General features: G+C 63.9%; 19 protein-coding genes and 1 pseudogene. 12 read left to right on the top strand and 8 right to left on the bottom strand.

The window, feature by feature from the left end:
* On the top strand, nucleotides 1-1,499 hold a 1,499-nt coding region (gene guaA / locus APH44_RS22985), incomplete at its 5' end, for a glutamine-hydrolyzing GMP synthase (protein ID WP_054894709.1).
* A gap of 91 nt (nucleotides 1,500-1,590) precedes the next feature.
* Here the strand turns inward: guaA and APH44_RS22980 are convergent.
* On the bottom strand, nucleotides 1,591-4,554 hold the full coding sequence (locus tag APH44_RS22980) for a dermonecrotic toxin domain-containing protein (RefSeq protein ID WP_054894708.1): 2,964 nt from the start codon (nucleotides 4,552-4,554) through the stop codon (nucleotides 1,591-1,593).
* A 143-nt stretch (nucleotides 4,555-4,697) separates the two neighbouring features.
* Here APH44_RS22980 and APH44_RS30480 point away from each other — a divergent pair.
* The 4 genes and pseudogenes from APH44_RS30480 to APH44_RS22960 all read left to right on the top strand — a co-directional run.
* Nucleotides 4,698-4,877: pseudogene (locus APH44_RS30480) on the top strand (PTS glucose transporter subunit IIB); the annotation flags it as partial.
* A 353-nt stretch (nucleotides 4,878-5,230) separates the two neighbouring features.
* Entirely contained in the window at nucleotides 5,231-5,914 is a 684-nt protein-coding gene (locus APH44_RS22970; protein ID WP_253781984.1) for an alpha/beta fold hydrolase, read from the top strand.
* Between the two features lie 66 nt (nucleotides 5,915-5,980).
* Complete coding sequence (locus APH44_RS22965; RefSeq protein WP_054894706.1) at nucleotides 5,981-6,655, top strand: heavy metal response regulator transcription factor; 675 nt, start codon at nucleotides 5,981-5,983, stop codon at nucleotides 6,653-6,655.
* Entirely contained in the window at nucleotides 6,652-8,064 is a 1,413-nt protein-coding gene (locus tag APH44_RS22960; RefSeq protein ID WP_054894705.1) for a heavy metal sensor histidine kinase, read from the top strand. The genes APH44_RS22965 and APH44_RS22960 overlap by 4 nt, the downstream gene beginning before the upstream one ends.
* On the opposite strand, the gene APH44_RS22955 is transcribed toward APH44_RS22960, so the two are convergent.
* Nucleotides 8,036-8,707: a class I SAM-dependent methyltransferase gene (locus APH44_RS22955; RefSeq protein ID WP_054894704.1), complete on the bottom strand. Its 672-nt coding sequence runs from the start codon at nucleotides 8,705-8,707 to the stop codon at nucleotides 8,036-8,038. The two genes, APH44_RS22960 and APH44_RS22955, sit on opposite strands and share 29 nt — an antisense overlap.
* A 185-nt stretch (nucleotides 8,708-8,892) precedes the next feature.
* Between APH44_RS22955 and APH44_RS22950 the strand changes: the two genes are divergently transcribed.
* Entirely contained in the window at nucleotides 8,893-10,275 is a 1,383-nt protein-coding gene (locus APH44_RS22950) for a multicopper oxidase family protein (RefSeq protein ID WP_054894703.1), read from the top strand.
* Entirely contained in the window at nucleotides 10,275-10,754 is a 480-nt protein-coding gene (tadA, locus tag APH44_RS22945; RefSeq protein WP_054894702.1) for a tRNA adenosine(34) deaminase TadA, read from the top strand. Before APH44_RS22950 ends, tadA begins: the two co-directional genes overlap by 1 nt.
* Nucleotides 10,755-10,780: 26 nt before the next feature.
* Here tadA and mltF read toward each other — a convergent pair whose 3' ends face one another.
* A complete protein-coding gene (gene mltF, locus APH44_RS22940) occupies nucleotides 10,781-12,238 on the bottom strand; it encodes a membrane-bound lytic murein transglycosylase MltF (RefSeq protein WP_054894701.1) in 1,458 nt (485 codons plus the stop codon).
* A 259-nt stretch (nucleotides 12,239-12,497) separates the two neighbouring features.
* Here mltF and purL point away from each other — a divergent pair, with 259 nt between their 5' ends.
* Nucleotides 12,498-16,397 carry a phosphoribosylformylglycinamidine synthase gene (gene purL / locus APH44_RS22935; protein ID WP_054894700.1) on the top strand — a complete coding sequence of 1,300 codons (3,900 nt, stop codon included), beginning with the start codon at nucleotides 12,498-12,500 and terminating at the stop codon, nucleotides 16,395-16,397.
* A gap of 3 nt (nucleotides 16,398-16,400) precedes the next feature.
* Complete coding sequence (locus tag APH44_RS22930) at nucleotides 16,401-16,712, top strand: hypothetical protein (RefSeq protein WP_054894699.1); 312 nt, start codon at nucleotides 16,401-16,403, stop codon at nucleotides 16,710-16,712.
* A 75-nt stretch (nucleotides 16,713-16,787) separates the two neighbouring features.
* On the opposite strand, the gene APH44_RS22925 is transcribed toward APH44_RS22930, so the two are convergent.
* From APH44_RS22925 to tatA, 4 genes are all read right to left on the bottom strand, one after another.
* Nucleotides 16,788-18,809: an HET-C-related protein gene (locus tag APH44_RS22925; protein WP_054894698.1), complete on the bottom strand. Its 2,022-nt coding sequence runs from the start codon at nucleotides 18,807-18,809 to the stop codon at nucleotides 16,788-16,790.
* Between the two features lie 85 nt (nucleotides 18,810-18,894).
* Nucleotides 18,895-19,638, bottom strand: a complete 744-nt coding sequence (gene tatC / locus APH44_RS22920) for a twin-arginine translocase subunit TatC (protein ID WP_054894697.1) — start codon at nucleotides 19,636-19,638, stop codon at nucleotides 18,895-18,897.
* Nucleotides 19,635-19,898, bottom strand: coding sequence for a Sec-independent protein translocase protein TatB (gene tatB / locus APH44_RS22915; RefSeq protein ID WP_054894696.1), 264 nt, complete (start codon nucleotides 19,896-19,898; stop codon nucleotides 19,635-19,637). Before tatB ends, tatC begins: the two co-directional genes overlap by 4 nt.
* Entirely contained in the window at nucleotides 19,898-20,101 is a 204-nt protein-coding gene (gene tatA, locus APH44_RS22910) for a twin-arginine translocase TatA/TatE family subunit (protein ID WP_054894695.1), read from the bottom strand. Before tatA ends, tatB begins: the two co-directional genes overlap by 1 nt.
* Nucleotides 20,102-20,248: 147 nt before the next feature.
* Here tatA and gspK point away from each other — a divergent pair, with 147 nt between their 5' ends.
* Nucleotides 20,249-21,211 carry a type II secretion system minor pseudopilin GspK gene (gspK, locus tag APH44_RS22905; RefSeq protein ID WP_054894694.1) on the top strand — a complete coding sequence of 321 codons (963 nt, stop codon included), beginning with the start codon at nucleotides 20,249-20,251 and terminating at the stop codon, nucleotides 21,209-21,211.
* 103 nt (nucleotides 21,212-21,314) lie between these two features.
* Here gspK and APH44_RS22900 read toward each other — a convergent pair whose 3' ends face one another.
* Nucleotides 21,315-23,378: a PhoX family phosphatase gene (locus APH44_RS22900; protein ID WP_054894693.1), complete on the bottom strand. Its 2,064-nt coding sequence runs from the start codon at nucleotides 23,376-23,378 to the stop codon at nucleotides 21,315-21,317.
* A 226-nt stretch (nucleotides 23,379-23,604) separates the two neighbouring features.
* On the opposite strand from APH44_RS22900, the gene APH44_RS22895 reads away from it, so the two are divergent.
* Together APH44_RS22895 and APH44_RS22890 are read left to right on the top strand one after the other, a co-directional pair.
* On the top strand, nucleotides 23,605-25,245 hold the full coding sequence (locus tag APH44_RS22895; protein WP_054894692.1) for a hypothetical protein: 1,641 nt from the start codon (nucleotides 23,605-23,607) through the stop codon (nucleotides 25,243-25,245).
* Nucleotides 25,242-25,667 carry a pilus assembly protein PilZ gene (locus APH44_RS22890; protein WP_054894691.1) on the top strand — a complete coding sequence of 142 codons (426 nt, stop codon included), beginning with the start codon at nucleotides 25,242-25,244 and terminating at the stop codon, nucleotides 25,665-25,667. The genes APH44_RS22895 and APH44_RS22890 overlap by 4 nt, the downstream gene beginning before the upstream one ends.

Raw genomic sequence — 25,667 nt, 5'->3', positions numbered from 1 at the left:
TGCGCGAGATCGGCGTCTACTGCGAACTGCACCCGTTCGACATGGACGATGAAGCGATCCGCGCCTTCAACCCGCGCGGCATCATCCTGGCCGGTGGCCCCGAGTCGGTCCACGAAGCCAACAGCCCGCGTGCGCCGCAGGCCGTGTTCGACCTGAACGTACCGCTGCTGGGCATCTGCTACGGCATGCAGACCATGGCCGAGCAACTGGGCGGCAAGGTCGAAGGTTCCGAGCTGCGCGAGTTCGGCTACGCCCGCGTCGACGTGGTCGGCAAGAGCCGCCTGCTCGACGGCATCGAAGATCATATCGACGCTGACGGCGTGCTGGGCCTGGACGTGTGGATGAGCCACGGCGACAAGGTCACCCAGATGCCGGGCGACTTCCACGTGCTGGCCAGCACCCCGAGCTGCCCGATCGCCGGCATGTTCGACGATGCCCGCGGCTACTACGGCGTGCAGTTCCACCCGGAAGTGACCCACACCAAGCAGGGCGGTCGCATCCTCTCGCGCTTCATCCAGGACATCTGCGGCTGCGAAGCCCTGTGGACCCCATCGAACATCGTCGAAGACGCCATCGCCCAGGTGCGTGAGCAAGTCGGTTCGGCCAACGTCCTGCTGGGCCTGTCTGGCGGCGTCGACAGCTCGGTGGTTGCCGCGCTGCTGCACCGCGCCATCGGCGATCAGCTGACCTGCGTATTCGTCGACAACGGCCTGCTGCGTCTGCACGAAGGCGACCAGGTGATGGCCATGTTCAAGGAGAACATGGGCGTCAAGGTGATCCGTGCCGATGCCGAAGCACAGTTCCTGGGCAACCTGGAAGGCGAAGCCGATCCGGAGAAGAAGCGCAAGATCATCGGCCGCACCTTCATCGACGTATTCGATGCCGAAGCCAGCAAGCTCGAGAACATCCAGTTCCTCGCCCAAGGCACCATCTACCCGGACGTGATCGAGTCGGCTGGCGCCAAGAGCGGCAAGGCCCACGTGATCAAGTCGCACCACAACGTCGGTGGCCTGCCGGAGGAAATGAACCTCAAGCTGGTCGAGCCGCTGCGTGAACTGTTCAAGGACGAAGTGCGCAAGATCGGCCTGGAATTGGGCCTGCCGTACGACATGGTCTACCGCCACCCGTTCCCGGGCCCTGGCCTGGGCGTGCGCATCCTCGGTGAAGTGAAGAAAGAGTACGCCGACCTCCTGCGTCGTGCGGACCACATCTTCATCGAAGAACTGCGCAAGGCCGACTGGTACCACAAGACCAGCCAGGCGTTCGTGGTATTCCAGCCGGTCAAATCGGTCGGCGTGGTCGGCGATGGCCGTCGCTACGCCTGGGTCGTCGCGCTGCGCGCCGTCGAGACCGTGGACTTCATGACCGCTCGCTGGGCGCACCTGCCGTACGAGCTGCTGGAGACTGTGAGCGGCCGTATCATCAACGAGATCGAAGGTATCTCGCGGGTGACCTACGACGTGTCGAGCAAGCCGCCGGCGACGATCGAGTGGGAATGATCCCGCGCGGACACAACCAGCGATAAATGCACAGAAGCCCGCGTAATAGCGGGCTTCTGTACTTAAGGCCTCTGACCGTAACGGCCTCGCATCAGATCCACACGTAGCGCAGCCCCCTGCTGGTCAGGACGGTACGCAGTTCCTGCAGGTCGCGCAGACGACGGCCGCTGATCCAGGGCCAGTTCGGCTTGTCGATGTAGAAACGGGATCCTTCCTCCAGGATCAGCGTGTATTGCAGTTGTCCGCCGTTGCTGCGATGGATCAGTTGCAGCACGTTGTCGTGGCTATCGATGGTAAAGCTGCCGATGTTGCGCAATGTCCGCTCGAAGTTCCTGCCCGCAGGCTCGGCTTGGCGAATAGGTACCTGCAGGCGCAGGTCGCTTTTTACCCGCCGAACCGAAAGATCATCCTGCACCACGGTGAGCCCCGGGTCATTGCCGATCCCACCTGGCTGGTCGAGGGCGATGTCTTCCACACGCATGCCCGTCACGCCCTCGAGTTCGCTCATCCCCGGCACCTGCTCGAAAGTATTGGCGTGCGAATTGCCGACCAGTGCGACCCATCTGCTGGCTGCGCGCCCTTGATCCGCAGCGATGACCTCGTGGGCATAGAAGTTCATCATCTGCTGGCGGACCACCGGTGAAGGTGCTTGAACCCATGCTTGCCGGTAGCTCGCCATGCAATCGATGGACTGCAGGCGAATGCCATTTCTCTGGGCTTCGAGCAGCAGGTTCTCGAAGGTATATCGCTCAAACCCGTGCAGGCGAAAACCCAGGTCCAGGCTACGCACATAGGTTTTCAACGTCGCGGGCATCTGGCCGCTGCGGTTGAACAGGTCGAGGTCGGTCTGCTGGAAGTCGGTCATGAAGTGTTCAAGGTAAAGCACCTTCACCTTTTCCCGCTTCAGCAGTGCCATGTTGTCGATCAGGAATTTCTTGCTGCCAACTTGTGAGTGGGCTTCGCCGATGACCATGCCTTGGCTGTTCTCGAAAACGCCACGGATGATTTGCTTGGGCGTCGTCTGGCGTGGCAGCTCGGGCAGTTCGGGACGGGGTGGCGTCTGCACCGAGGCGAGGTATTCCTGTGCATCGGCGGCCAGGCGGTCCCTGGTTTCTCGAAATACACCGTTTGCCCGTTCGATTTCCGGGTTGGGGTTGAACATCGTACCGTTCAGGACACGCTCGTCACCGGGGCTGTTCGCCGAATTTTGGAGGCTGGGACGCATGTCGGCTGGTATGTCGTAGGCGGAGGTTGGAAGTGGTTCGGGCATCGATGGAGAGCTCACCCTTCCCCAGAGCTTGAGAAGTTTGCGCGGCATCATCCCGCCCTTCAGGCCCGGTCGCTCCAATGGCTGCCATAGCCCCTGGTCGTCCATGGCGATGGGGATGTTGCGGTAGAAGGAGTAGGGGTTCTGCGGATCGATCACGACCCAGCCGCGCATCTCGTTCACATAGCGAACCTGATACGGCTCGTCGTCGATCAGTACGTAGAAATTGCCATGTTGAAGATAGATGCCAGGTTGCCCTCCGCTGCCTTCAGGGGCGCTCAGTATGATGTTGGTTTCATAGGGCTCTAGCATCACCCGCTGCTCGGCTGGCCTGAAGGGTTCCGGCACCCAGGCCTGGACATCCTCGACCGTCGCAGTTTCGAGTTCTTCAAACGGTTCTGTTTCAGCAGACGGCTCCGGCTGTACCGCCGGCTCCGTTCCGGTTGCTGCCTCGGCCTCACCCGCCAACTCGCTCGCGGACTCGATTTCGCCGGCGGCACTGTGCAGCATGGTGGCGTTGAAGAGCGTGTCGATGGCCGCAAAGATCGCTCCTTTGACCCCAGCCTGGCGTTCGCCGGTGGTATGGCCATTGACCGCTTGATCAATGTTGAGCCCCATGTCGGCGATGCCCGCCCCCACTGCGGCCAGCGCGATCGGCCAGTCAATCGCCGCGATGGGCCCGAACACCTTGGCGAATGCCGCCAGGTAGCCGATCCACATCTGTTTGCGCAGGTCGCCATTGGAGCGCAGGGCAAAGTGCGCGTCGTCGTTCATGCGTTGCCGTGCACTGTCACGCAGATGGCTGAACGCATCATCGGCGATGGTGCGATCGACTTGGTTGAGGCAGTGATGATCATCCCCACCCCAGTTGTAGAACAGCAGGTCGATCATGTGGTTGAGACCGACCGAATCACCGGACTGGTCATTGGCCGATAGCGGGAAGTGACTCATGAACCGCGTGCGGTTGTCGGCGTGGTTGGTGTTGTTCAGTACCCACCAGTACAAGTCCTTGCGGCTGGCAAACAGGTGCAGCGCCTCCTCGTCACCCGGCGTATAGAGCAGTTGCTGGCCATCTTCCATTTCGATGCGCAGCCAGTCGCTCGCGATGTAGCCCGCGATATCGAACGTACAGACGCGATAGCCGCTTTCTGCAACCGTGGATTGGCGCAACTGGGTGAGTGTCGGCGTCTGCAGTTCCAGCCCGGTGATGGCCTTGGCCACGCGTCGGGCGCGGACCGCCAGTTCGCTGGAGGGGGCGGCCGCACAGGTTTCGATCACCTTGCCCAGGAAGTTGACCTTGGCCAGTAGACGGTAGTCATCGGCATGGTCGCGCCAGAAAGTCGCCAATCGTTCCTGGAACAGGGTGCTGAAGTCGATGTCCCAGAAATCCTCCAGTACATCCTGTGGCAGCAGGGCGATCTCGTTGTGCTCGTCATAGACCGCCTGTCCCGGACCGTCGCAGTAGAAGCCGCTCAGGTAGCCGAGCAGATCACTGTTGTCCTGGTCATGCACATCGAAACGGTGCATCACCAATTGCGGCAGGGTGAACGACTGGTATGGCGCATCGTGATGCTCCCAGCCGCTGAAGGTTCTCGGGCTGCTCTGGGCGGCCTCGAAGCGGTTGAGGTGCACGTGATCGGGGTCCAGATCGGGGTGGCCGTGCTTGCGCAGGATTGATGCCGCAGTATCGCGGGCCATCTGGCGCATGTCGGGGCAGGCTGCGACCAGGGACTCGGCGAGATCGCGCAGTTCCTGCTCGGCGTGGGGCATCAACAGTTGCAAACCCATGGGTGTCGACTCGTGGCTGAATGGGTTTGCAAGCGTGGCCGATCGCAGGTGGTGCCCCGCGGTATCTATTGCAGCTTGGGCACTGATGGGCCACAGGAGGCCAGGGCCTATCGCCGCGCAATATCCGAAAAGTAGAACTTGAAGAGGTGTTGGCGGCATTGGGTGGGGCAGGAAATCTCCAGTCGCAGCAGCGCGTCGCATTGACCCGCGTGCGCGTGCAGTTGTTGGACCCGGCGCGGCTGGACGAGGGCGCGCTGAAGGCGGCCGGGGTCCCCGGGGTCATGGTGCTGGTGGGTGGGGTCGTGCACCTGCTGGTGGGGTTATGTAGCCTGTTCCGGCCCTATCGCGGGACCAGCCCGCTCCCACATGCGCAAGATCATGGTGCTTCTGAACTGCCCCCAAAGGTTGGATTGGTGTCCAACTTCTTGGGGGCAGTCCATTCTGTGGGAGCGGGCTGGTCCCGCGATGAGGCCCGAACAGGCATGCCCAGCTCCGTCATTCTTTTGTAATGAACGGGTCATGCCCCGGTTTCCCCTGGCTTCGTACAGTGAGCTCACCCCCGTACGCATCCAGAGGAACGCTCATGAAACTCCGCTCGCTCGTCCTTGCCCTGTCACTCACCGGCGCGGCCTTCGCCGCCACCTCCACCTGGGCCGCCGATAGCGCGCCGCAGGAAGTGAAGAACATCGTGCTGGTTCACGGCCTGTTCGCCGATGCTTCCAGCTGGGCCAAGGTGATTCCGTTGCTGCAAGCCAAAGGCCTGCACGTGACCGCAGTCCAGAACCCGACCACCTCGCTCGACGACGACGTCGCGGCTGTCAACCGGGCGCTGGCCCAGCAGGACGGCCCGGTGATCCTGGTCGGTCACTCCTACGGTGGCATGGTCATCAGCCAGGCCGGTGATTCGGAAAAGGTCAAAGGTCTGGTCTACATCGCCGCTCGTGCCCCGGAAGCGGGCGAAGACTACCCGGCGCTGACCAAGCGCTTCCCGGCAGCGCCGGCGGGGGCTGGCCTGCAGTGGTCCGCCGACGGTTACGGCATGCTCAGCGAAAATGCCTTCGTCAACGATTTCGCCGGCGACCTGCCCAAGGCCGAGGCCGAAACCTACTACGCCGTCCAGCAGCCCATCGGTGTTGGCATCAAGACCGCCAAGACCACCGTCGCGGCATGGAAAGACAAGCCCACCTGGTACGCCGTCTCGACCCAGGACCGTACCATCAACACCGAGCAGCAGCGTTTCATGGCCAAGCGCATGAACGCCCACACCGTCGAGCTCGATGCCAGCCACGTCTCGCTGATTTCCCAGCCGCAAGCGGTGGCCAAGCTGATCCTGCAAGCCGCGCATGTTCCGGGCAACTGAGCCAGCCCAGCCTGGCACCACGCTATACTGCGTCGGTGCCGGCAGGCGGGTTGGAGACGCGGGTCAGTGAAAATCCTCATCATCGAAGACGAAGCCAAGACCGCCGACTACCTGGCCGGTGGCCTGGGCGAGGCCGGCTACAGTGTCGATCATGCAGACAATGGTATCGACGGCCTGCACATGGCCCGCGAGACCCCCTACGACCTGATCCTGCTCGACGTGATGCTGCCTGGGCTCGATGGCTGGGCCGTGATGCAGAAACTGCGCGCACAGACCCGTACCCCCGTGTTGTTCCTCAGCGCCCGTGGCACGCTCGAAGATCGGCTGCGTGGCCTTGAGCTGGGCGCCGACGAATACCTGGTCAAGCCATTCTCCTTCGCCGAACTGCTGGCGCGCATCCGCATCATCCTGCGCCGCGGCCAAGCGCAGCCGGACGAAGAGATCCTCAGCCTGGGTGACCTGCGCCTGGACCTGGGCAAGCACCGCTGCGAACGCGCAGGCATGCGCATCGACCTGACCAGCAAGGAGTTCAAGTTGCTGGCGTGTTTTCTCCAGCATCCCGAGCAGGTGCTGTCGCGCACCTTCCTCGCCTCACGGGTGTGGGACATGAATTTCGACAGCGACACCAACGTGGTGGATGTCGCGGTGCGGCGCCTGCGGCAGAAAGTCGACGAACCCTTCGCGGTGCGCCTGATCCATACCGTGCACGGCGTCGGCTATCGCTGCGAGCTCGAGGCATGAGGCGTCTGTCGCTGACCGTGCGCCTGGCGGTGTTGCTGGCAACCTTTTCGTTCGTCGCCTTGGCTCTGCTGGGCGGCGCACTGTATGTCGCACTCGGGCAGCAACTGGCGCTGCGTGACGACGGCGCGCTGCTGACCCGCGTCGAGCAGATCCGTACCTTGCTGCGTGACATGGACGCCCGCGCGTTGGTGCGTGACAAGCCGCAGCTGTTCGCCAACATGCTGGGCAATACCGAATCCTTGCTGGTCATCCGGCCGGTCGCCGGGGCGCCGCTGCTGGAAGTCAACCCAGGGCGCCGCGAGGTGCCGCAGGTCACGCCTCTGCCTGCCGGGGACGCACTGGGGCTGGATGCGGTGCAGCGCAGCACCACCGCCGATGGCACGCCCTTCATCTATACCTCAGTACTCAGCGAGCCACCGGGTGGCGGTGCGGCACTGGAAATTCTGTCAGGGCGCTTGCTGACCGAGCGCACCCGCATCCTGCGCGAGTACCGCGACAACATCATCCTGTTCTCGTCGGTGATGGCCGTGCTGGCGGCAGCCCTGGCCTATCTGCTCGCCCGCCGCGGCATGTCGCCACTGCGCCGGTTGGCGCGCCAGACGGCAACCATTGGCATCGGCACCTTGTCGCAGCGGCTGCAGCGCGACGATGCACCCGCCGAGCTGGATGCCCTGATCGAGCAGTTCAATGCCATGCTGGCGCGGCTCGAACGCGGTTTCGAGCAACTCAAGCAGGTCAGTGCCGACATGGCCCATGACTTGCGCACACCCATCAACAATCTGCTTGGCCAGACTGAAGTCGGCCTCGGTCAGGTGCGTGAACCGCATTACTACCAGCGCCTGCTGGGCTCGCACTTCGAGGAGTTGCAACGGCTGTCGCGGATGATCGACAACATGCTGTTCCTGGCCCGTGCCGAGCATGCCGACCACCCTATCGATCGCACCGGGCTGGAGTTGGCCCAGGAGTTGGGGCGTCTGTGCGACTACTTCGAAGACCTCGCCTGCGAGCGCGACGTACGGCTGGCGTGGCATGGCGAAGGCTCGGTGTGGGCCGACGCCGCATTGCTGCGCCGGGCGCTGGCCAACCTGTTGGCCAATGCGGTGCGCTTTGCCGAGCCGGGCAGTGTCATCGAAGTGACCGCCGGTGAGCAGGGCGATGAGGTGTTGATCCGGGTGCGCAACCGTGGGCAGGCAATCGCTCCTGAGCATCTGGAAAGCGTGTTCGAACGCTTCTACAGGGTCGATGTCTCGCGCCAGCATTCGTCACAGTCCAGCGGGCTGGGCCTGTCGATCGTGCGGTCGATCATGCAATTGCACCAGGGGCACTGCTGGGCCGAAAGCAGCGAGGGTTCGACCTGTTTCACCCTCGCGTTCCCGCGCGTCAGCCACGATAGGCCACCCAGCCCTTGAAGGTCAGCGCGCAATAGAACATCTCGATACCGCTGAAGCCGGCCTCGTGCAGCAGCGCGACGTCCTGTTCGGGCGTCAGCAGCGGCAGGCGCGCCTTGATCGCGGCAATGCTGCCCTGTGCCTGGCTGGCCGGCACGCCCGAGGCCGTGGCGAATGCCGCGTTGCGGGCAAGCCAGCGATCCCGGGCCTGGCCCTGGTCGGGGATGCTGTGGTGCGCGACTACCAGTGGCGCACCGGGGCGCAGGCGCCGGTGCAGTTCGCGCAGGGCCGCGAGGCGCTCGGCGAGTGGGAGGAAATGCAGGGTCAGCAGGCAGGTGGCGGCATCGAAGGGGCCGGTTTCGGCACTGTCGATATACCCCTGGTGCCAGTCGACCCGCGTGGCCTGCGGGCCGAGTGTCTGCTGCGCCAGGTCGAGCATTTCCCGCGATGGATCCACGCCGGTGAAACGCCAACCAGGTTGCTGGGTGGCGAGGGCCTTGAGCTCCAGCCCACCGCCGGCACCCAAAACCAGCACCCGGGCATTGACGCCGGCATGTTCGGCCAGCAGAACACCGGTCATCTTGTGCAGGTCGTGCAGGGCCGGAACGATGCGGGCGGTGCGCTGGCCGTAGTCGGCGACTTGGGTGGGATCGGAAAAGCTCATGGGGTGGGCTCCGGTGGGTCTCGAGGGTTTATGTATCCTATGGTGTTACGTGATTTTGTACACCCCCTCGCAACGCTCCGCGACAACAGTTCACTTAATCTTTCTCAATTGCAGGTGTATCGTATTCGCCCTTCATTGCCAGCGGTGCTGGCAGCTTGATTGCGCAAAACGAGGTACCTGCACGTATGTCCTTTACCCGTCGACAAATGCTCAAGGGCCTGACCGGCCTCGTCGTGGTTGGCCTGGGCGCCGGAGGCGCGGCTCGCTACTGGCTGGGCAAGGTCGAGGACGACAATGCCGGGCACGACTACGAGCTGATCGCGGCGCCTCTGGATGTCGAGCTGGTTCCCGGTTTCAAGACCGAAGCCTGGGCTTTCGGGCCCTCGGCACCAGGCACCGAGTTGCGGGTGCGCCAGGGCACCTGGTTGCGGGTACGCTTCATCAATCACCTTCCGGTTGAAACCACCATTCATTGGCATGGCATCCGCCTGCCACTGGAAATGGACGGTGTGCCCTATGTCTCGCAACTGCCGGTCAAGCCGGGTGAGTTCTTCGACTACAAGTTCCGCGTGCCCGATGCCGGCAGTTACTGGTACCACCCACATGTCAGCAGTTCCGAGGAGCTGGGGCGGGGCCTGGTCGGGCCGCTGATCGTCGAGGAGCGCGAGCCGACCGGCTTCAGGCATGAACGCACCCTGAGCCTGAAGACCTGGCACGTGGACGAGCAGGGCGAGTTCATGCCGTTCAGCGTGCCTCGCGAGGCCGCGCGCAATGGCACCGCTGGGCGCTTGATCACCATCAATGGCCAGGCCGAGGCGGTCACCGAGTTGCCCGCCGGCCAAGTGGTGCGTGTGCGGCTGCTCAACCTGGACAACACCTGGACCTACCGCATCAACCTCAAGGGCAACTGCGAGGCGATGATCTATGCGCTCGATGGCAACCCGGTGACCCCGAGGCCGCTCGAGGATGACTACTGGCTTGGCCCCGGCATGCGCATCTGCCTGGCCATCCGAATTCCCGAGGCCGGCGAAGAGATTTCCCTGCGCGATGGCTTTGTGCGCCTTGGCACCCTGCGTTCGGTCGCCAGCAGCGAGGCGCCGAGCGACTGGCCCAAGGCGCTGCCGCCGAACCCGATCGCCGAGCCGGACCTGGAGAAGGCCGAGAAGCTGAACTTCAATTTCGAATGGGCGGGCCAGGTTTCGGTGAACACCGACAACGGCAAGCCACCGAGTCTGTGGCAGATCAACGGTCAGGCCTGGGACATCACCGACAAGACCTGCGCCGATCGGCCGATTGCCACGCTGAAAAAGGGCAACAGCTATATCTTCGAGCTGAAGAACATGACCCAGTACCAGCACCCTATCCACCTGCACGGCATGAGTTTCAAGGTGATCGCCTCCAATCGCCGCAAGATCACCGAGCCCTGGTTCACCGATACCTACCTGTTGGGCAGGAACGAGCGTGCCCAGGTGGCGCTGGTAGCGGATAACCCAGGCACCTGGATGTTCCACTGCCATGTAATCGACCATATGGAAACCGGCCTGATGGCCGCGATCGCGGTGGTCTGATGCGTCCGCGGATCATCGATCGCAGCGGCGATCAGGCATTCATGCAGTTGGCGCTGGAACTGGCGGCTGAAGGCGCTTTGCTGGGGGAGGTGCCGGTAGGTGCGGTGCTGGTGCAGCAGGGGCAGGTGATCGGCCGTGGTTTCAACCGACCGATCACCGACAATGACCCCAGCGCCCACGCCGAAATGGTCGCCATTCGCGATGCAGCCAAGGCTGTCAGCAACTATCGGCTGCCGGGCAGCACCCTTTATGTGACCCTCGAGCCCTGCAGCATGTGTGCGGGCCTGATCGTCCATTCGCGCATAGAGCGGGTGGTGTATGGGGCGCTGGAGCCCAAGGCGGGGGTGGTGCAGAGCCAGGGACAGTTCTTCACCCAGGGCTTTTTGAATCATCGGGTGTTGGTAGAGGGGGGCGTGCTGGCGCAGGAGTGCGGGCAGATTCTCAGCGACTTCTTCAAGGCGCGCCGGGCCAAGTCCTGACTTGCCCGCCAAGAGGCCGCTGCAGGTTACATCGGCGGTGATTGCTCCGCCGGCTTGTCTTTGTTGACCGCAGGTACATGCAGGTTGCCCTCGGCCACCTGTCCCTCGAGCTGCGGCTGGGTCACCCAGGTGAGGATGTCGTAGTAGCGGCGGATGTTGGCCACGAAGTGCACAGGCTCGCCGCCGCGGGCATAGCCATACTTGGTTTTGCTGTACCACTGCTTCTGCGACAGGCGTGGCAGCATCTTCTTCACGTCCAGCCACTTGTTCGGGTTCAGGCCTTCGCGCTTGGCGAGGGTACGGGCGTCCTCGAGGTGGCCGCTGCCGACGTTGTAGGCGGCCAGGGCGAACCAGGTGCGGTCCGGCTCCTGGATGCTGTCGTCGAGCTGCTCCTTGATGAGCATGAAGTATTTCGCCCCACCCATGATGCTTTGCCTGGGGTCCAGCCGGTTGGACACGCCCATGGCCTGGGCGGTGCGCTGGGTCAGCATCATCAGGCCGCGTACGCCGGTCTTCGATGTCACCTCGGGCTGCCACATCGATTCCTGGTAACCGATCGCCGCCAGCAGCCGCCAGTCGACCTGCTCGACCTTGGCGTAGCTCTTGAAGTGCTTTTCATACTTGGGCAGGCGCTGCTGCAGGTGCTGGGCGAAGGTGTAGGCACCGACGTAGCCAAGCACGTCGACATGGCCGTAATAACGGTCTTTCAGGCGCTGAAGCGTGCCGTTCTTCTGCGCCTTGTCGAGAAACTCGTTGATCTCGTTGAGCAGGCTGTTGTCTTCGCCGGCCGCCACGGCCCAGCGCTGGTCTCGGGCATCGCCCAGGTCGAAGGCCACGCGCACGTTGGAGAAGTACACCTGGTTCATCGCCAGTTCGTTGGAGTCGACCAGGGTCAGGTCGATCTGGCCTTCGTCGACCATGCGCAATAGGTCGACCACCTCCACAGCGTCGGACTCTTCGTATTCAAGCGTCGGATACTGTTTTTTCAGTTCAGCCAGCTGTTCGGCATGGCTGCTGCCCTTGAGCACCATGATCTTCTTGCCGATCAAGTCCTTGGGTTCGGTGGGGCGGGAACGGCCATTGCGGTAGATGACCTGGGGGGTGACTTCGAGATACGGGTGGGAGAACTTCGCCTGGATGGTGCGTTGCTCGCTGCTGACCAGGCCGGCGGCGGCCAGCACCGGGCCGGAAGGTTTGCCCAACTGGTCGAACAGGTCGTCGAGGTTGTCGGCGGTCTCGATCTCCAGCTTGACGCCCAGATCGTCGGCGAAACGTTTGACCAGCTCGTATTCGAAGCCGGTTTCGCCGTTGCGGTCCTGGAAGTAGGTGGCCGGGCTGTTGCGGGTTATGACGCGCAGCACGCCGTCCTCCTTCACGCGCTCGAGGGTGCTGGGTTTTTCAACACAGGCACCGAGCATCAGCAAGAGTCCGGTTGCGAAGAGCCATCTGGCGCAGCGCTGGCGCAAAGCAGTGTGGGCGAACATAGGTTGCAGTATACGCAAAGGACCGCCCGCGCCATATCTCGACAACCGTTAGCTTGTCTGGTAGCGGGTTGTGTGTTTGCGGGGGCTTGCCTTCGGAGGATCGCCCAGTGAAAACCCCTCAGGCCAGCCTGCAGAATTCTGACCCCCAGGTCCGGTTCCACCGCCCGGCAGCATTGCCCTCTGGCGGGTGCCGAAAGCCGTCGAATTAGGCTAGAATGCACGGCCTCTAAGCACACCCCTTCCTGAGGCTGTCCCGACGATGTTGATCCTGCGCGGCGCTCCTGCCCTTTCTGCCTTTCGCCACGGTAAATTACTCGAGCAACTGAGCCAGAAAGTCCCCGCTGTTACTGGTTTGTATGCCGAATTCGCCCACTTCGCCGACGTCGACGGCGAGCTGACCGCCGACCAGCAGCAGGTGCTGGGCCGTCTGCTCAAGTACGGCCCGAGCGTGCCGGTACAGGAGCCGAGCGGCCGCCTGTTCCTGGTCGTGCCGCGCCTGGGCACCATTTCGCCCTGGGCCTCCAAGGCCAGCGACATCGCCCATAACTGCGGCCTGCAGTCGATCCAGCGCCTGGAGCGCGGCATCGCCTACTACGTGGCCGGCTCGCTCAGCGACGCCGACGTCGCGCAGGTGTCCGCCGAACTGCACGATCGCATGACCCAGCGCGTGCTGACTCAGCTGGAGCAGGCCGCAGACCTGTTCAGCCATGCCCAGCCCAAGCCGATGACCTCGGTCGACATTCTCGCAGGTGGCCGCGCCGCCCTGGCCCAGGCCAACGTCGACCTGGGCCTGGCCCTGGCCGAAGACGAGATCGACTACCTGGTCAACGCTTTCCAGGGGCTCAAGCGCAACCCGAACGACATCGAGCTGATGATGTTCGCCCAGGCCAACTCCGAGCACTGCCGCCACAAGATCTTCAACGCCAGTTGGGACATCGACGGCCAGGCTCAGGAAAAGAGCCTGTTCGGCATGATCAAGAACACCTACCAGATGCACAACGAAGGCGTGCTGTCGGCTTACAAGGACAATGCCTCGGTGATCGTCGGCAACGTCGCCGGCCGCTTCTTCCCGAATCCTGAAACCCGCCAGTACGGTGCGGTGCAGGAGCCGGTGCACATCCTGATGAAGGTCGAAACGCACAACCACCCGACCGCCATCGCCCCGTTCTCCGGCGCCTCCACTGGCTCCGGCGGCGAAATCCGCGACGAAGGCGCGACCGGCCGTGGCGCCAAGCCCAAGGCCGGCCTGACCGGCTTCACCGTATCCAACCTGCGCATCCCGGGCTTCGAACAGCCATGGGAGCAGGCTTACGGCAAGCCTGAGCGCATCGTCGACGCCCTCGACATCATGATCGAAGGCCCGCTGGGCGGCGCCGCGTTCAACAACGAATTCGGTCGTCCGGCCCTGACCGGCTACTTCCGTACCTTCGAGCAGAGCATCAACACCCCTCACGGTGAAGAAGTGCGCGGCTACCACAAGCCGATCATGCTCGCCGGCGGCATGGGCAACATCCGTGAAGACCACGTGCAGAAGGGCGAGATCACCGTCGGCGCCAAGCTGATCGTGCTCGGCGGCCCGGCCATGCTGATCGGCCTGGGCGGCGGCGCTGCCTCGTCGGTGGCCACCGGCGCCAGCTCGGCTGACCTGGACTTCGCCTCGGTCCAGCGTGAAAACCCGGAAATGGAGCGCCGTTGCCAGGAAGTCATCGACCGCTGCTGGCAGCTGGGCGACGACAACCCGATCGCCTTCATCCACGACGTCGGCGCCGGCGGCATCTCCAACGCCTTCCCGGAACTGGTCAACGACGGTGGCCGCGGTGGTCGCTTCGAACTGCGCAACGTGCCCAACGACGAGCCGGGCATGGCCCCGCACGAAATCTGGAGCAACGAATCGCAGGAGCGTTACGTGCTGGCCGTCAGCGCTGTCGACTTCGAGCGCTTCAAGGCCATCTGCGAGCGTGAGCGCTGCCCGTTCGCCGTGGTCGGCGAAGCCACCGAAGAACAGCACCTGACCGTCACCGACAGCCACTTCGACAACACCCCGGTCGACATGCCGCTCGACGTGCTGCTGGGCAAACCGCCACGCATGCACCGCTCGGTCACCCGCGAAGCCGAGCTGGGCGATGATTTCGACCCGAGCGAGCTGGACCTGGACACCGCCGTACAGCGCGTGCTGAGCCACCCGGCCGTGGCCAGCAAGAGCTTCCTGATCACCATCGGCGACCGCACCATCACCGGCCTGGTCGCCCGCGACCAGATGGTCGGCCCGTGGCAGGTACCGGTGGCCGACTGCGCCGTCACCGCCACCAGTTTCGATGTCTACACCGGCGAAGCCATGGCCATGGGCGAGCGTACTCCGCTGGCACTGCTGGATGCCCCGGCATCCGGGCGCATGGCCATCGGCGAAACCATCACCAACCTGGCCGCCTCGCGCATCGACAAGCTGTCCGACATCAAGCTGTCGGCCAACTGGATGTCCGCTGCCGGCCACCCAGGTGAAGACGCGCGCCTGTACGACACCGTGAAGGCTGTCGGCATGGAGCTGTGCCCTGAGCTGGGCATCACCATCCCGGTCGGCAAAGACTCGATGTCGATGAAGACCAAGTGGAGCGAAGAGGGCGTCGAGAAGAGCGTCACCTCGCCGATGTCGCTGATCATCACAGGCTTCGCCCCGGTCACTGACATCCGCAAGACCCTGACCCCGCAACTGCGCATGGACAAGGGCGAGACCGACCTCATCCTGATCGACCTGGGCCGTGGCAAGAACCGCATGGGCGCCTCGATCCTGGCCCAGACCTATGGCAAGATCGCAGCCCAGGCGCCAGACGTCGACGACGCCGAAGACCTCAAGGCGTTCTTCGCCGTGATCCAAGGTCTTAACGCCGACGGTCACCTGCTGGCCTACCACGACCGTTCCGACGGCGGCCTGGTCACCACCGTGCTGGAAATGGCCTTCGCCGGCCATTGCGGCCTCGACCTGCAACTCGATCCGCTGACCGACAGCAAGGGCGACGTGCCGGCCATCCTCTTCAACGAAGAGCTGGGCGCGGTCATCCAGGTTCGCCAGGACGCCACGCCGGACGTACTGGCCCAGTTCAGCGCCGCCGGCCTGGGCGAGGAGTGCGTCGCGGTGATCGGCAAGCCGGTCAACAACGGCGAGGTGTCCATCAGCCTGAACGGCGAAGTGCTGTTCGACGATGACCGCCGCATGCTGCAGCGCCAGTGGGCCGAGACCAGCTATCAGATCCAGCGCCTGCGCGACAACGCCGACTGCGCCGACCAGGAGTTCGATGTCCTGCTCGAAGAGGACAATCCAGGCCTGTCGGTCAAGCTCGGCTACGACGTCAACGAAGACGTTGCCGCGCCCTACATCAAGAAGGGTGTGCGTCCGCAAGTGGCGATCCTGCGTGAGCAGGGCGTCAACGGCCAGGTCGAGATGGCTGCAGCCTTCGACCGTGCAGGCTTTGCCGCGATCGACGTGCACATGAGCGACATCCTCGCCGGTCGCGTCGACTTCGAAGCTTTCAAGGGCCTGGTCGCCTGTGGTGGCTTCTCCTACGGCGACGTACTGGGCGCCGGTGAAGGCTGGGCCAAGTCGGCGCTGTTCAACAGCCGTGCCCGCGATGCCTTCCAGGCCTTCTTCGAGCGTACCGACAGCTTCGCCCTGGGCGTGTGCAACGGTTGCCAGATGATGTCCAACCTGCACGAGCTGATCCCGGGAACCGAGTACTGGCCGCACTTCGTGCGCAACCGCTCGGAGCAGTTCGAAGCGCGTGTAGCCATGGTCGAGGTGCAGAAGTCCAACTCGATCTTCCTGCAGGGCATGGCCGGTTCGCGCATGCCGATCGCCATTGCCCACGGCGAAGGCCATGCCGAGTTCGCCAGCGAGGAGGCACTGCTGGAAGCCGACCTGTCCGGTTGCGTGGCCCTGCGTTTCGTCGACAACCACGGCAAGGTCACCGAGCAGTATCCGGCCAACCCGAACGGTTCGCCACGGGGCATCACCGGTCTCACCAGCCGCGACGGTCGCGTCACCATCATGATGCCGCACCCTGAGCGTGTGTTCCGTGCCGTGCAGAACTCCTGGCGTCCGGATGAGTGGCAGGAAGACGCTGCGCTGATGCGCATGTTCCGCAACGCGCGGGTGTGGGTGAACTAAGCGGTGCACAAGCTCGCCTTCTTCGTCCCCGCCAGCCATGTCGAGGTGGTCAAGGCCGCCGTGTTCGCCGCTGGAGGTGGACGTATCGGTGACTACGATCACTGTGCCTGGCAGACGCTTGGCCAGGGTCAGTTCCGCCCGTTGGATGGCAGCCAGCCATTCCTCGGGCAGGTGGGCCAGGTCGAGGTGGTGGAGGAGTGGAAGGTGGAGCTGGTGGTGGCCGATGAGCAGGTTCGCCAGGTGGTCGCCGCATTGAAGCAGAGCCACCCTTATGAAACGCCGGCGTATGAGGTCTGGCCTTTGCTGGATATCTGAGTGCGCTGAAATTTTGCTGCTGCAAATCGACAAGCCCCGGCAGTCTTCTGCCGGGGCTTGTCGTTTCTACAGGTTTTAACTGAACAGCCCTTTCAGACGTTCCCAAGCGCTTTCATCCACCGCTGGCGCCTCATGATCGTGGTCGAGCGCTTCGAAGACAGCAGGGTCGCTGGATTTCTGAATTTCCGTGGGATGCTCGCTTGCCCATTTGCTGACCAGTTCGTCCTGCCATTCGCTGTCGTTGGGGTGGGTAAAGTAGCTGCGCGCTATCTTGACCGGATCGCGCAACCGCCCCCCCTCCCAGTATTTGAACATGGCGAAACCGACATCGCGCACTGCAACCCGGGCCATCAGGGTGGCCAGGGTATGCAGCGGATGCACGTCATGGTCCTTGGCAAGCTGGGAGTGGGTCGGATTGGTCGAGCCGGTGAGCATGGGATTGCCCATTCTGTACGTCTGGATATCGTCGACCGAGTTGCCGATCAGGTTGAGGATGGCCCGGTAGCCAACCTTGGGCAGGTCGGTTGCAAGGCGCAGCGGTGAGCCCGTGATCCAGGAAATGCGCCTCGCCACATTGAACCCTGGGAGGTCCGCCAACGTGTCGCGAACTTCCAGTGCGGTGTTCAGGTATTCCTGCCACTGCGGATCGGGGTGGTCCTGAAGCAGGATCAGCAGCGCCAGTTCAGTGTCCGAGCGCTGCCCTGGCGTGATGTTCTCGAAGTCGCCGGAGGGGGCGAAGAGTGCATTGGCCATCGGCTCGGCCAGGCTGGCTATCACATCGCTGCCGGCGAACATGCCGGTGACGATGGGCCAGCCGTGCTTGCAGTCGGCTTGTGCGGTCCAGGTCAGTACCGTGTCGTGACCCTGCTTGTGCAGGCTCAATTCGGCGTAGTTGGAGTGGGCGAAGTAATCTTCCAGCACGTGCAGTGCTGCACCGAATTCGCGCATGCCCTCAGGGGTCGGGCCCGCCGCCATTGCCTCGCGTAGTCGTTCGCACATGTAATCGACCGAACTGAAGATGTGGCGCTTCATGGACGTATCCGGATCGACCTGCAACCGCGGATCGTCCTGTGCGACAGGCGGCTCGAAGTCTGCATCGATGGTGCTTGGGTCAGTCGCTGACGGGTTGGGGTTGTAGGGATTATCGATGTGCTCGGTAGGACGATACACCCCGAGCATCTGCGGTGTGACCACGTAGTGCGCGCGCTCTTGCGGCGTGGATTGCAGGCTGGGAAATGCCTTGAGCGCCAGCAGGTCTACGAGTTGGGTCAGGACTTTCCGGGAGAGCTTGCGCGGGAACTCTTTGGGCGCGTCCTCGGCGCGGACCAGCTTGGGATCGAGCAACTGCGAGTAGTCGCGCAACCAGTTGCCGAAATAGATCGCCTTGCGTTGTTGCTCATTGAACCCGGCGTACTTGAGGTCTTCCTCGATCGACTCATGCCCCCAGGACATTTCAGGGTTTTTCTTGTCGCCCTTGCCCGCAGAAAAGCCCTCGGTGCTGCCTTCATTGGTGTTGGCGCGTTGCGCATGTTCATCCTGGCTCTGGCGGATGAACAGACGCATGGCCTGGTCATCGGCTCGCAGGGTGATGGTTCGGCCTGCTTCGGTCAGTTGGGCGATCTGCAGCTCACCGCTTGGGCCTGACTCCATGCAACCGATCAGGTAGGCGAAGCGCGCACCTTCCTCGAGTTCTGCATCCTCGGCGATCGAGGCAAAGCCATCGTCCAGGCCTTTCGCGAAGTCTTGGCGCAGAAGGTTGTCCAGGTGATGACCGAACTCGTGCAGCAGGATGGTCGCCAGTTCACAGGCCGCCTGTGGCTGCAGCAGCGCGCTAGCGATCACCTCGGGGTGCAGGTGGATGATACGCGTGGCATTGTCGTAGCAGGCTTTGCCTGCCACCTGTGGGTTCACCTGGTGTACAGGGTTGCTCAGTGTGCCGTCGCGCAGTGCGTCCTGCAGCTGCTGATAGCAACTGTCTGGCACGTCGTCACCGAACACGGGGATGAGCATTTCGCGGAAGGCCTGTGCTGAGAGTGGCCGACTGATTTCGATAAGTTGATCAAGAGCGAAGCGGGTGTGCAGGTGTAGTGGGATCATGCTGGGGACTCATCAATTGACGGAGTCCCCAGCATGTGAGCCGCGTGGTGCAAGAGGGAGCAGGCAACGCCTCCCGCTGTAGGCGCTACGAAAGGCGGGTGCGGTTTTGAAGGGACCCGCAGGCCAGCAGGCCGATCTCGAACAGCAACCACATCGGGATGGCGAGCATGGTCTGGGAGAACACGTCAGGAGGCGTGAGGATCATACCGGCCACGAAACAGCCGACGATCACGTAGGGCCGGCTACGGCGCAAGCTGGCAACATCGGTCAGGCCTGCCCAGACCACGATGAAGGTTGCCACCGGAATTTCGAATGCCAGGCCGAACGCCAGGAACAGGGCGAGAATGAAGTCCAGGTACTGGCTGATGTCGGTCATCATTGCCACGCCTTCGGGGGTCACGCTGGCGAAGAAGCCGAACATCATCGGAAACACCAGGAAGAACGCGAACGCCATGCCGCCGTAGAACAGCAGGATGCTCGACACCAGCAGCGGCAGTGCTATGCGTTTCTCCCGCCGATACAGCCCCGGCGCGATGAAGCCCCAAGCCTGATGCAGCAGCACTGGCATGCTGATGAACAGCGCGCACATGGCCGTCAGCTTGAAGGGCGTGAGAAACGGCGAGGTGACGCTGGTTGCGATCATGCTCGCGCCCTCGGGCAGGAAGCGGCGCAGCGGCTCGGAGACCAGGGTGTAGAGGGTCTGGGCGAAGGGGAACAACACAGCGAACGCCAGGGCGATGGCCAGCAGGCACCGCACCAGGCGCTTGCGCACGTCTCGCAGGTGTTCGGTCAGCGGCATTGCCGACCTTCCGTGGACAGCGAAGCTCATGATGTACGTTCCCTGGCGGGTGCTTCATCGAGGCTGACACCCTGGCGGATGTCCTGCTCCAGTTTGCGCAGCGCCGCATCGTCCAGGGCTGGCATGTCGATTTCCCGCTCGACCTGGGCGCGCAGCATGTTCATGGCCTGCCGCGCCTGCCCAAGACCGCGCCCGACGGTGCGCATCGCCACCGGCAGGCGTTCGGGCCCCAGGACCAGCAGAGCGACGACGCCAACCAGTAGCAGTTCGCTGAAGCCGATCTCGAACATCAGCCTTGGCGATCCGTTGGTTGCTGCTGTTGAACCTGTGCGTTGGGTGATGCGCTGCTGTTGTCGTCACCGCCCATCGACTTGCGAAAACCCTGGATCGCTTCGCCGACATCGCTGCCCAGGCCTTTGAGGCGCTTGGTGCCGAACAGCAAGAAAACGATCAGCAGCACGATCACCAGTTGCCAGATGCCTATACCGCCCATGTGCGAGAACTCCTGTAACGTCATGAAAAGGAAGGCCAATCCTGCCTGCTTCAGATGACGCCAACGTGACTGTCGGGAAACGTTGCCATGTGCTTGCAACACGCACCGTGTTGACTGGCGCCTCCACGGATGACGAGGCGCGGTGCAATGGGTGGTGGACGACAACAGGGTGCAGCGTTGCTGATGGTGATGGTGGCGCTGGCGATGCTTGCGGCGGGCCTGGCCTGGCTGGTGGAGGAGGGGCGTCGGCAGGTCGATGAGACGCGCTTGCTGCGCCAGCGCGTGCAGGTGCGGGCGATGGAGCAGGCTGGCCTTGCCTATGCCAGCCAGGCCCTGCGCGATCCGACCTGGCGCGCCAGCCCCCTGTTCTGGCAGGCCCTGCGCGGCCAGGCGCTGGAGTATGACTTTGGTGCAGGCAAGGCGCGCCTGCAGGTACGCGACCAGCACACCTGCTTCAACGTCAATGCCTTGCTGGGGGAAGACGCCGAGCGTGCCGAGCGCCAGTTGCGTCGATTGCTCGGCGACGACATGGCTGCCGAGCGATTGGTCGACGCCCTGGCCGATTGGCTGGACGCTGACAGCGACACCCGCCTGCAAGGTGCCGAGAGCGGCCAGTACCTGCGCCAGCAGCCACCACGTCTGGCGGCCAACCAGGCGATGCTCGACCCGAGCGAGTTGAACCTGCTGCTGGAGCCCGATGCCGGGCGCCAGGGGCGCTATCCGATGCTGTGCGCATTGCCGCAGACCAGCGGTTGGCGGCTCAATGCCAATGCCTTGAACCTGGAGCACCTGCCGTTGCTGGAGGCGCTCTACGAGGGGCATTTTTCCCGCTCGCTGCTCAGCCGGATCATCACTCATCGGCCGGCGTCGGGTTATGTCGATGCGGGAGGGTTACGCCAGGCACTGGGCGCTTTGGATGACGAGAGCTTTGCTCGGTTGAGCGAGGGATTGTTACTCAACAGCGGGTTCTTCCTGTTGCAGCTTTCGTTCGAGGAAGACGGGCGAGTGGTGCGCAGCCAGTTTCAGGTCGAGGCGTTGGGGGTGGTGCAGTGGCATGCGCGGGTGCCGGCGCAACAGGTTCGGATTCGCGGGCGCGAGCCGGTGTTCTAGCGTTCAAGCTCCGCAGCCAGATGGGGCCGCAAGGCGGCCCCGGCGATGGTGAGCTGGGCAGGCAATCCGCGGCCTTTGAGCACCGCGGACTACAGGTTCCGGATCAGGCCGTTCCGATCTCACCGCCATCATTGCGTTGAATCACCACGGTAGACGCCCGTGGTCGCACTCGGCTCCCCGCAGGCGTCACATCCGTCGCCTTGTCGGTATAGGGCCAGTTCCCCGGGTGCTGGATGTTGATGAACAGCGTCTTGTTGTCCGGTGTGAAGCTGATCCCCGTCACCTCGCAGCCGTTAGGGCCGACGAAGAAGCGCCGCAGGTCCACCTGGTTCTGCGCGTTGACCGGAATCTGCTTGCCGGTGGCATCGACCAGGTCGGTGGGGATCACCGCCAGCAACTGGTCATTGGTGTAGCTGGTCAAGGTGGTCTCACCGTTGTCGGTCTCGAACCACAGCACCCCACGGCTATCGAAGCTCATCCCGTCGGGGCTGGCGAACTGGTTCAGTTCGGTCAGGCCCGAGCGGTTGATATCCGGTGCACCGGCGGCGTTGGCGCCGAACACGAAGATATCCCAGGTGAAGCTCTTGTGATCGTCGCTGTCGTGCCAACGGATGATGTGGCCGTGACGGTTCGGGCCGCGCGGGTTGGCCGCATCCACCTTGGCGGCGGTACGCGCGCTGTTGTTGGTCAGCGTCAGGTAGACATCGCCGTTGAGCGGGTTGACGGCGGTCCACTCAGGGCGGTCCATCGGCGTGGCGCCGACCGCGTCAGCCGCACCGCGGGTGTTGAGTATGATGCCCGGCAGGTCGCCGTACAGTGCACCCAGCGTGCTGCCGGCGGTGGTGGGGGTGGCAACGTCCAGCAGCAGCCACACACCCTTGCCGTCCGCATTGAAGCGGGCCACGTAGAGCTTGCCCTTGTCCATGTATTTGGCACCGGTGGCCAGGCGGTCGGCCGGGGTGGCGTCGGCCGGATCCCAGACGGCGTCGGAGACGAACTTGTACAGGTACTCGTTGTTCGAGTCGTCGCCGGTGTACCACACCAGCGGCTTGCCAGCGACCGCCAGGCCCGGGCAGCAGCCCTCGTGGCGGAAGCGACCAAGGGCGGTGCGTTTCACTGCCAGGGTGGCGCTGTTGTACGGGTCGATCTCGACGATGTAGCCATAAGTGCTGGCTTCGTTGCGGTAGTCGTCGGTGGCGCTGGCGCCGGTCGGGGTCACGTTGAAGCGGGCGAACTCACCGTTGACCTCGCTGGCATCACCGGCAGCCGTCTCCCACTTGTATTGGCCGCTGCTGGCACTGACGCCGATGCGCACTTGGTCTGCCGGGCGCACGCCCTTGTTGACGAAGATGCCAGGCCAGTTTTCTTCGCACGTCAGGTACGTGCCCCACGGCGTGTAGCCGTTACCGCAGTTGTTGTTGGTGCCGCGTGCCTGGGTGCCAGTCGGCGAGAACTTGGTCTTGACGTGATCGGTGCCGCGCAGGGGCCCGGCGATGTCCATCAGCGAAGCGGTGGTGAAGCGGCGGTTGAGCGGGTCGTTCTGCATCACCTGCCAGCGGCCGTTGACCTTGCTCAGGCGCACCACGCCGGCGCCGTGGGCGTTGATCTCCTTGCGCACTTCCTCGACCGGGCGCTTGCCAGTGCCATCGGTGGTCGGGCCGTTCGGGTGCAGCGCGTCGGCTTCGATGTATTCGAAGTTGATCGCCAGCAAACCATCGTCGGAGCTGCCGTTGATGGGGAAGAAGTGCATGCCGTCATGGTTCATGCCCATCGCGTTGGCCTGGTCGGTCGAGGTATTGCTGCCGTCGGACTTCCACGGATTGCCGTTGCTGTTCAGCGGCGTGCCCCACGGCGCGATCACGTAGGCGCTGTAACCGGCGGCAATGACGCAAGCGTCGGTGCGCGAGCCGGCGATGGACTGGAAGCCCAGCTTGAGCTTGGCTGGCGGTTCGGTCACAGGAGGCTCGGTGACCGGATCATCGTGATGGGAGCTGCCGCCACCACCGTCGAAACAGGCGGTCAGGCCGGTGCCTGCGATCATCGCGATGGCCGCGCCGAGGCTGCCGCGCATCACGGTACGACGGCTCAGGTAGGTATCCATCACACTGGCCATCGGCAGGTTGCCGCTCTGGTTCCGGTCCAGGTTATCGCCGGTTTCTCGACTCATCAGGGTGTCCTTGTAATGGCTGAGTAAGAGGAACCGCGACTTTAGGGGGCAAGTGTGATGATTGATTGGCAAAAATATTAACGGGGTTTTAAAACCTAGCGCTATTAGTAACAAGATTCGTCAGAGCTTTACCGCATCGGTTGTCGGATTTCTGCCATCAAACTGTCACGCAGCCACCCCAATATCCGGGGCCGAACGTGAACTCAGGTTAGGGATGGCGGGGTCGATGGCGAGCAGTGTGCGCAGACGCGAAGTGATTGGCTGGATGGGCGTCGGGGCCTTGGCGCCTTTGTTGGGCGCCTGCTCCGCGATCCCCGGTCAGCGCGGCGGCGATGCCTCGCTCGAACTGCTCTATGTCGCCGACACCCTCGATGCCCGCGAGCCTGGCCTGCCAGTGGTGCCTGCCACGCGCCTGGGGCCGGTCAGCCATCTGGGGCGTGCTCCATGGATGACCGGCAGCCATGCCAGTAGCGGCCATGCCGAGCTCGCGCCATTGCTCGATGCCAGCCAGGCCAGCCAGGCGCGCCTCGGCGGTTATGCCGTGTTGGCCGCACTGATGGAGCAGATGCGGGACGAGTCCGGCGCCGAGCGCTGCCTGACCCTGGAGAACGGCCAGAACTGGAATGGCAGCGGCCTGGCCTACCTGACCCAAGGCGATAGCGGCGTGCAAGGCAGCCGGATACTGGCCAGCGACGTGCGTGTGAGCAGCGATGAGCGCGTGCTGTGGCCGCAACGCTGCGCCGCCCTCTATCGCCAGTCCCCTGCAATCACCCTCGGCGCTGGTCTTGGCGCTGAACAGGCCAAGGGCCTGGGTGTCGAGCCTCTGCGCGTGTTCGAGCGCGGCGGCGTGCGCATTGCGGTGGTCGGTGTGACTGACCCTTACGCCCAGGATCAGAAAGCCTCGCTCAAGCAGTGGTACCAATCATTGCTGCCAAGTTTCCAGCAAGCGCGGCGCGAGGCCGACCTGGTGGTCGCCCTGGCGGATGTCGGCACTGGCCCCGGCCTGTGGCTTGCCGAGCGGATCGAGGAAATCGATGTGCTGCTGTGTGCCCGTGGCCAGGACCTGTGGCCGACGCCGGTGCCTGTCACGCAAGCGTCGGGGCGCCAGGTGCCGGTGCTGTTCGCCGGGTGTCGCGCCAGTGGCGTCTATCGCCTGCGCTGTCAGCACACTGCAGGGCAGTGGCGATTCGAGGCGCGCTTCGTACCCGCTTTCGACGATCAACTTTCGCCCACTGCCCAGGCGCGTGCCAGCCAGTTACGCAGCACGCTGCGCCAGCAGCGCGCCGGTCATGCCGCCTGGCTCGACCAGCCACTGGCCCGTGCGCCGCAGCCCTTGTGGCGTCGTGACACCCGTGGCGGCAGCTGGGACCGTCTCCTGCACCAGGCCCTGGCCGACGACTCGAGCATGCCGGTGCTGTTGCCGGGCCTGCGTTACGACCATCCGCTGCCAGCAGGCCAGGCGATCACCCGCGAGCACCTGATCAGCCTCACCGGCGGCTACCCGGCGCCGGTGGTCGAGGCTCCTGCGCGCCAGGTGGAACAGGTGCTGGAGAATGCCGCCGAGCAGTTGTTCGGCGATCCGCTGCTGCTCGACAACAGCCAGGACCTGCCGCGCTGGCAAGGCCATGCCTGGCAGGTCAGCTACAGCCCAATGGGCAAGCGTGTCGCCGGGCTGCCCACGGTGCAGGGCCTGTGCCGCACCTTTGGCCTGCACTTCGATGCCCAGGCCGGCGAGCCGCTGTGGCAGAAGGTCGAGGCCTGGCTGGCGCGCCAGGAGCCGAACTGGCAACTGGCGCCGCTGCAACTGCCCCAGGTGCGCTATGTGCAGGGGCATCCGGGGTGGCATCCGCGCCAGGTGGCCTCGTGATCGGGCTGTCGCGCCTGCCCAGCGTGCTGCTGCTGACCCTGGCCGGCTGGCTCGCTGCCCAGTGCATCCTGCAACTGAGTCGCCAGCCGCAACCGCTCAGTGTCCCGCGCGAACAGACACCCACCTTGCCAGGCCTGATGGCCGGTCACTGGCAGGCGCCACCCGAAGAGGGCGGCATTCCCCTGACGCGCCTGCCCCTGCAATACCTCGGCGGGCTCAAGGCCGAGCCGCTGTCCGCCACCGTGGTGGTGCTGCGCTTCGGCCAGCAGGTTCGCACCTTGGGCCGCGGCCAGCGCCTGGCGCCAGGGATCGTGCTGCAGGACATCGATGCCGATGGCCTGATTTTCGACAACCAGGGGCGGCGCGAGCGCCTGCCCTGGCCGCCACGGCCCGCCGTGACCGGCTTCAAGCGGCAAGGATGA

This window comes from Pseudomonas sp. NBRC 111143 (assembly GCF_001320965.1).
GTDB classification, from domain to species: Bacteria; Pseudomonadota; Gammaproteobacteria; order Pseudomonadales; family Pseudomonadaceae; genus Aquipseudomonas; species Aquipseudomonas machongensis.
Note: the sequence above shows the minus strand (reverse complement) of the source record. Positions and strands in the feature narration are given on the sequence as shown.

Excerpts from the sequence above, each read along its gene's own strand:
- APH44_RS22980 (WP_054894708.1), bottom strand. The coding sequence starts at position 4,554 with ATGGGTTTGCAACTGTTGATGCCCCACGCCGAGCAGGAACTGCGCGAT.
- APH44_RS22960 (WP_054894705.1), top strand. The coding sequence starts at position 6,652 with ATGAGGCGTCTGTCGCTGACCGTGCGCCTGGCGGTGTTGCTGGCAACC.
- APH44_RS22955 (WP_054894704.1), bottom strand. The coding sequence starts at position 8,707 with ATGAGCTTTTCCGATCCCACCCAAGTCGCCGACTACGGCCAGCGCACC.
- APH44_RS22950 (WP_054894703.1), top strand. The coding sequence starts at position 8,893 with ATGTCCTTTACCCGTCGACAAATGCTCAAGGGCCTGACCGGCCTCGTC.
- tadA (WP_054894702.1), top strand. The coding sequence starts at position 10,275 with ATGCGTCCGCGGATCATCGATCGCAGCGGCGATCAGGCATTCATGCAG.
- mltF (WP_054894701.1), bottom strand. The coding sequence starts at position 12,238 with ATGTTCGCCCACACTGCTTTGCGCCAGCGCTGCGCCAGATGGCTCTTC.
- purL (WP_054894700.1), top strand. The coding sequence starts at position 12,498 with ATGTTGATCCTGCGCGGCGCTCCTGCCCTTTCTGCCTTTCGCCACGGT.
- APH44_RS22925 (WP_054894698.1), bottom strand. The coding sequence starts at position 18,809 with ATGATCCCACTACACCTGCACACCCGCTTCGCTCTTGATCAACTTATC.
- tatC (WP_054894697.1), bottom strand. The coding sequence starts at position 19,638 with ATGAGCTTCGCTGTCCACGGAAGGTCGGCAATGCCGCTGACCGAACAC.
- tatB (WP_054894696.1), bottom strand. The coding sequence starts at position 19,898 with ATGTTCGAGATCGGCTTCAGCGAACTGCTACTGGTTGGCGTCGTCGCT.
- tatA (WP_054894695.1), bottom strand. The coding sequence starts at position 20,101 with ATGGGCGGTATAGGCATCTGGCAACTGGTGATCGTGCTGCTGATCGTT.
- gspK (WP_054894694.1), top strand. The coding sequence starts at position 20,249 with ATGGGTGGTGGACGACAACAGGGTGCAGCGTTGCTGATGGTGATGGTG.
- APH44_RS22900 (WP_054894693.1), bottom strand. The coding sequence starts at position 23,378 with ATGAGTCGAGAAACCGGCGATAACCTGGACCGGAACCAGAGCGGCAAC.
- APH44_RS22895 (WP_054894692.1), top strand. The coding sequence starts at position 23,605 with ATGGCGAGCAGTGTGCGCAGACGCGAAGTGATTGGCTGGATGGGCGTC.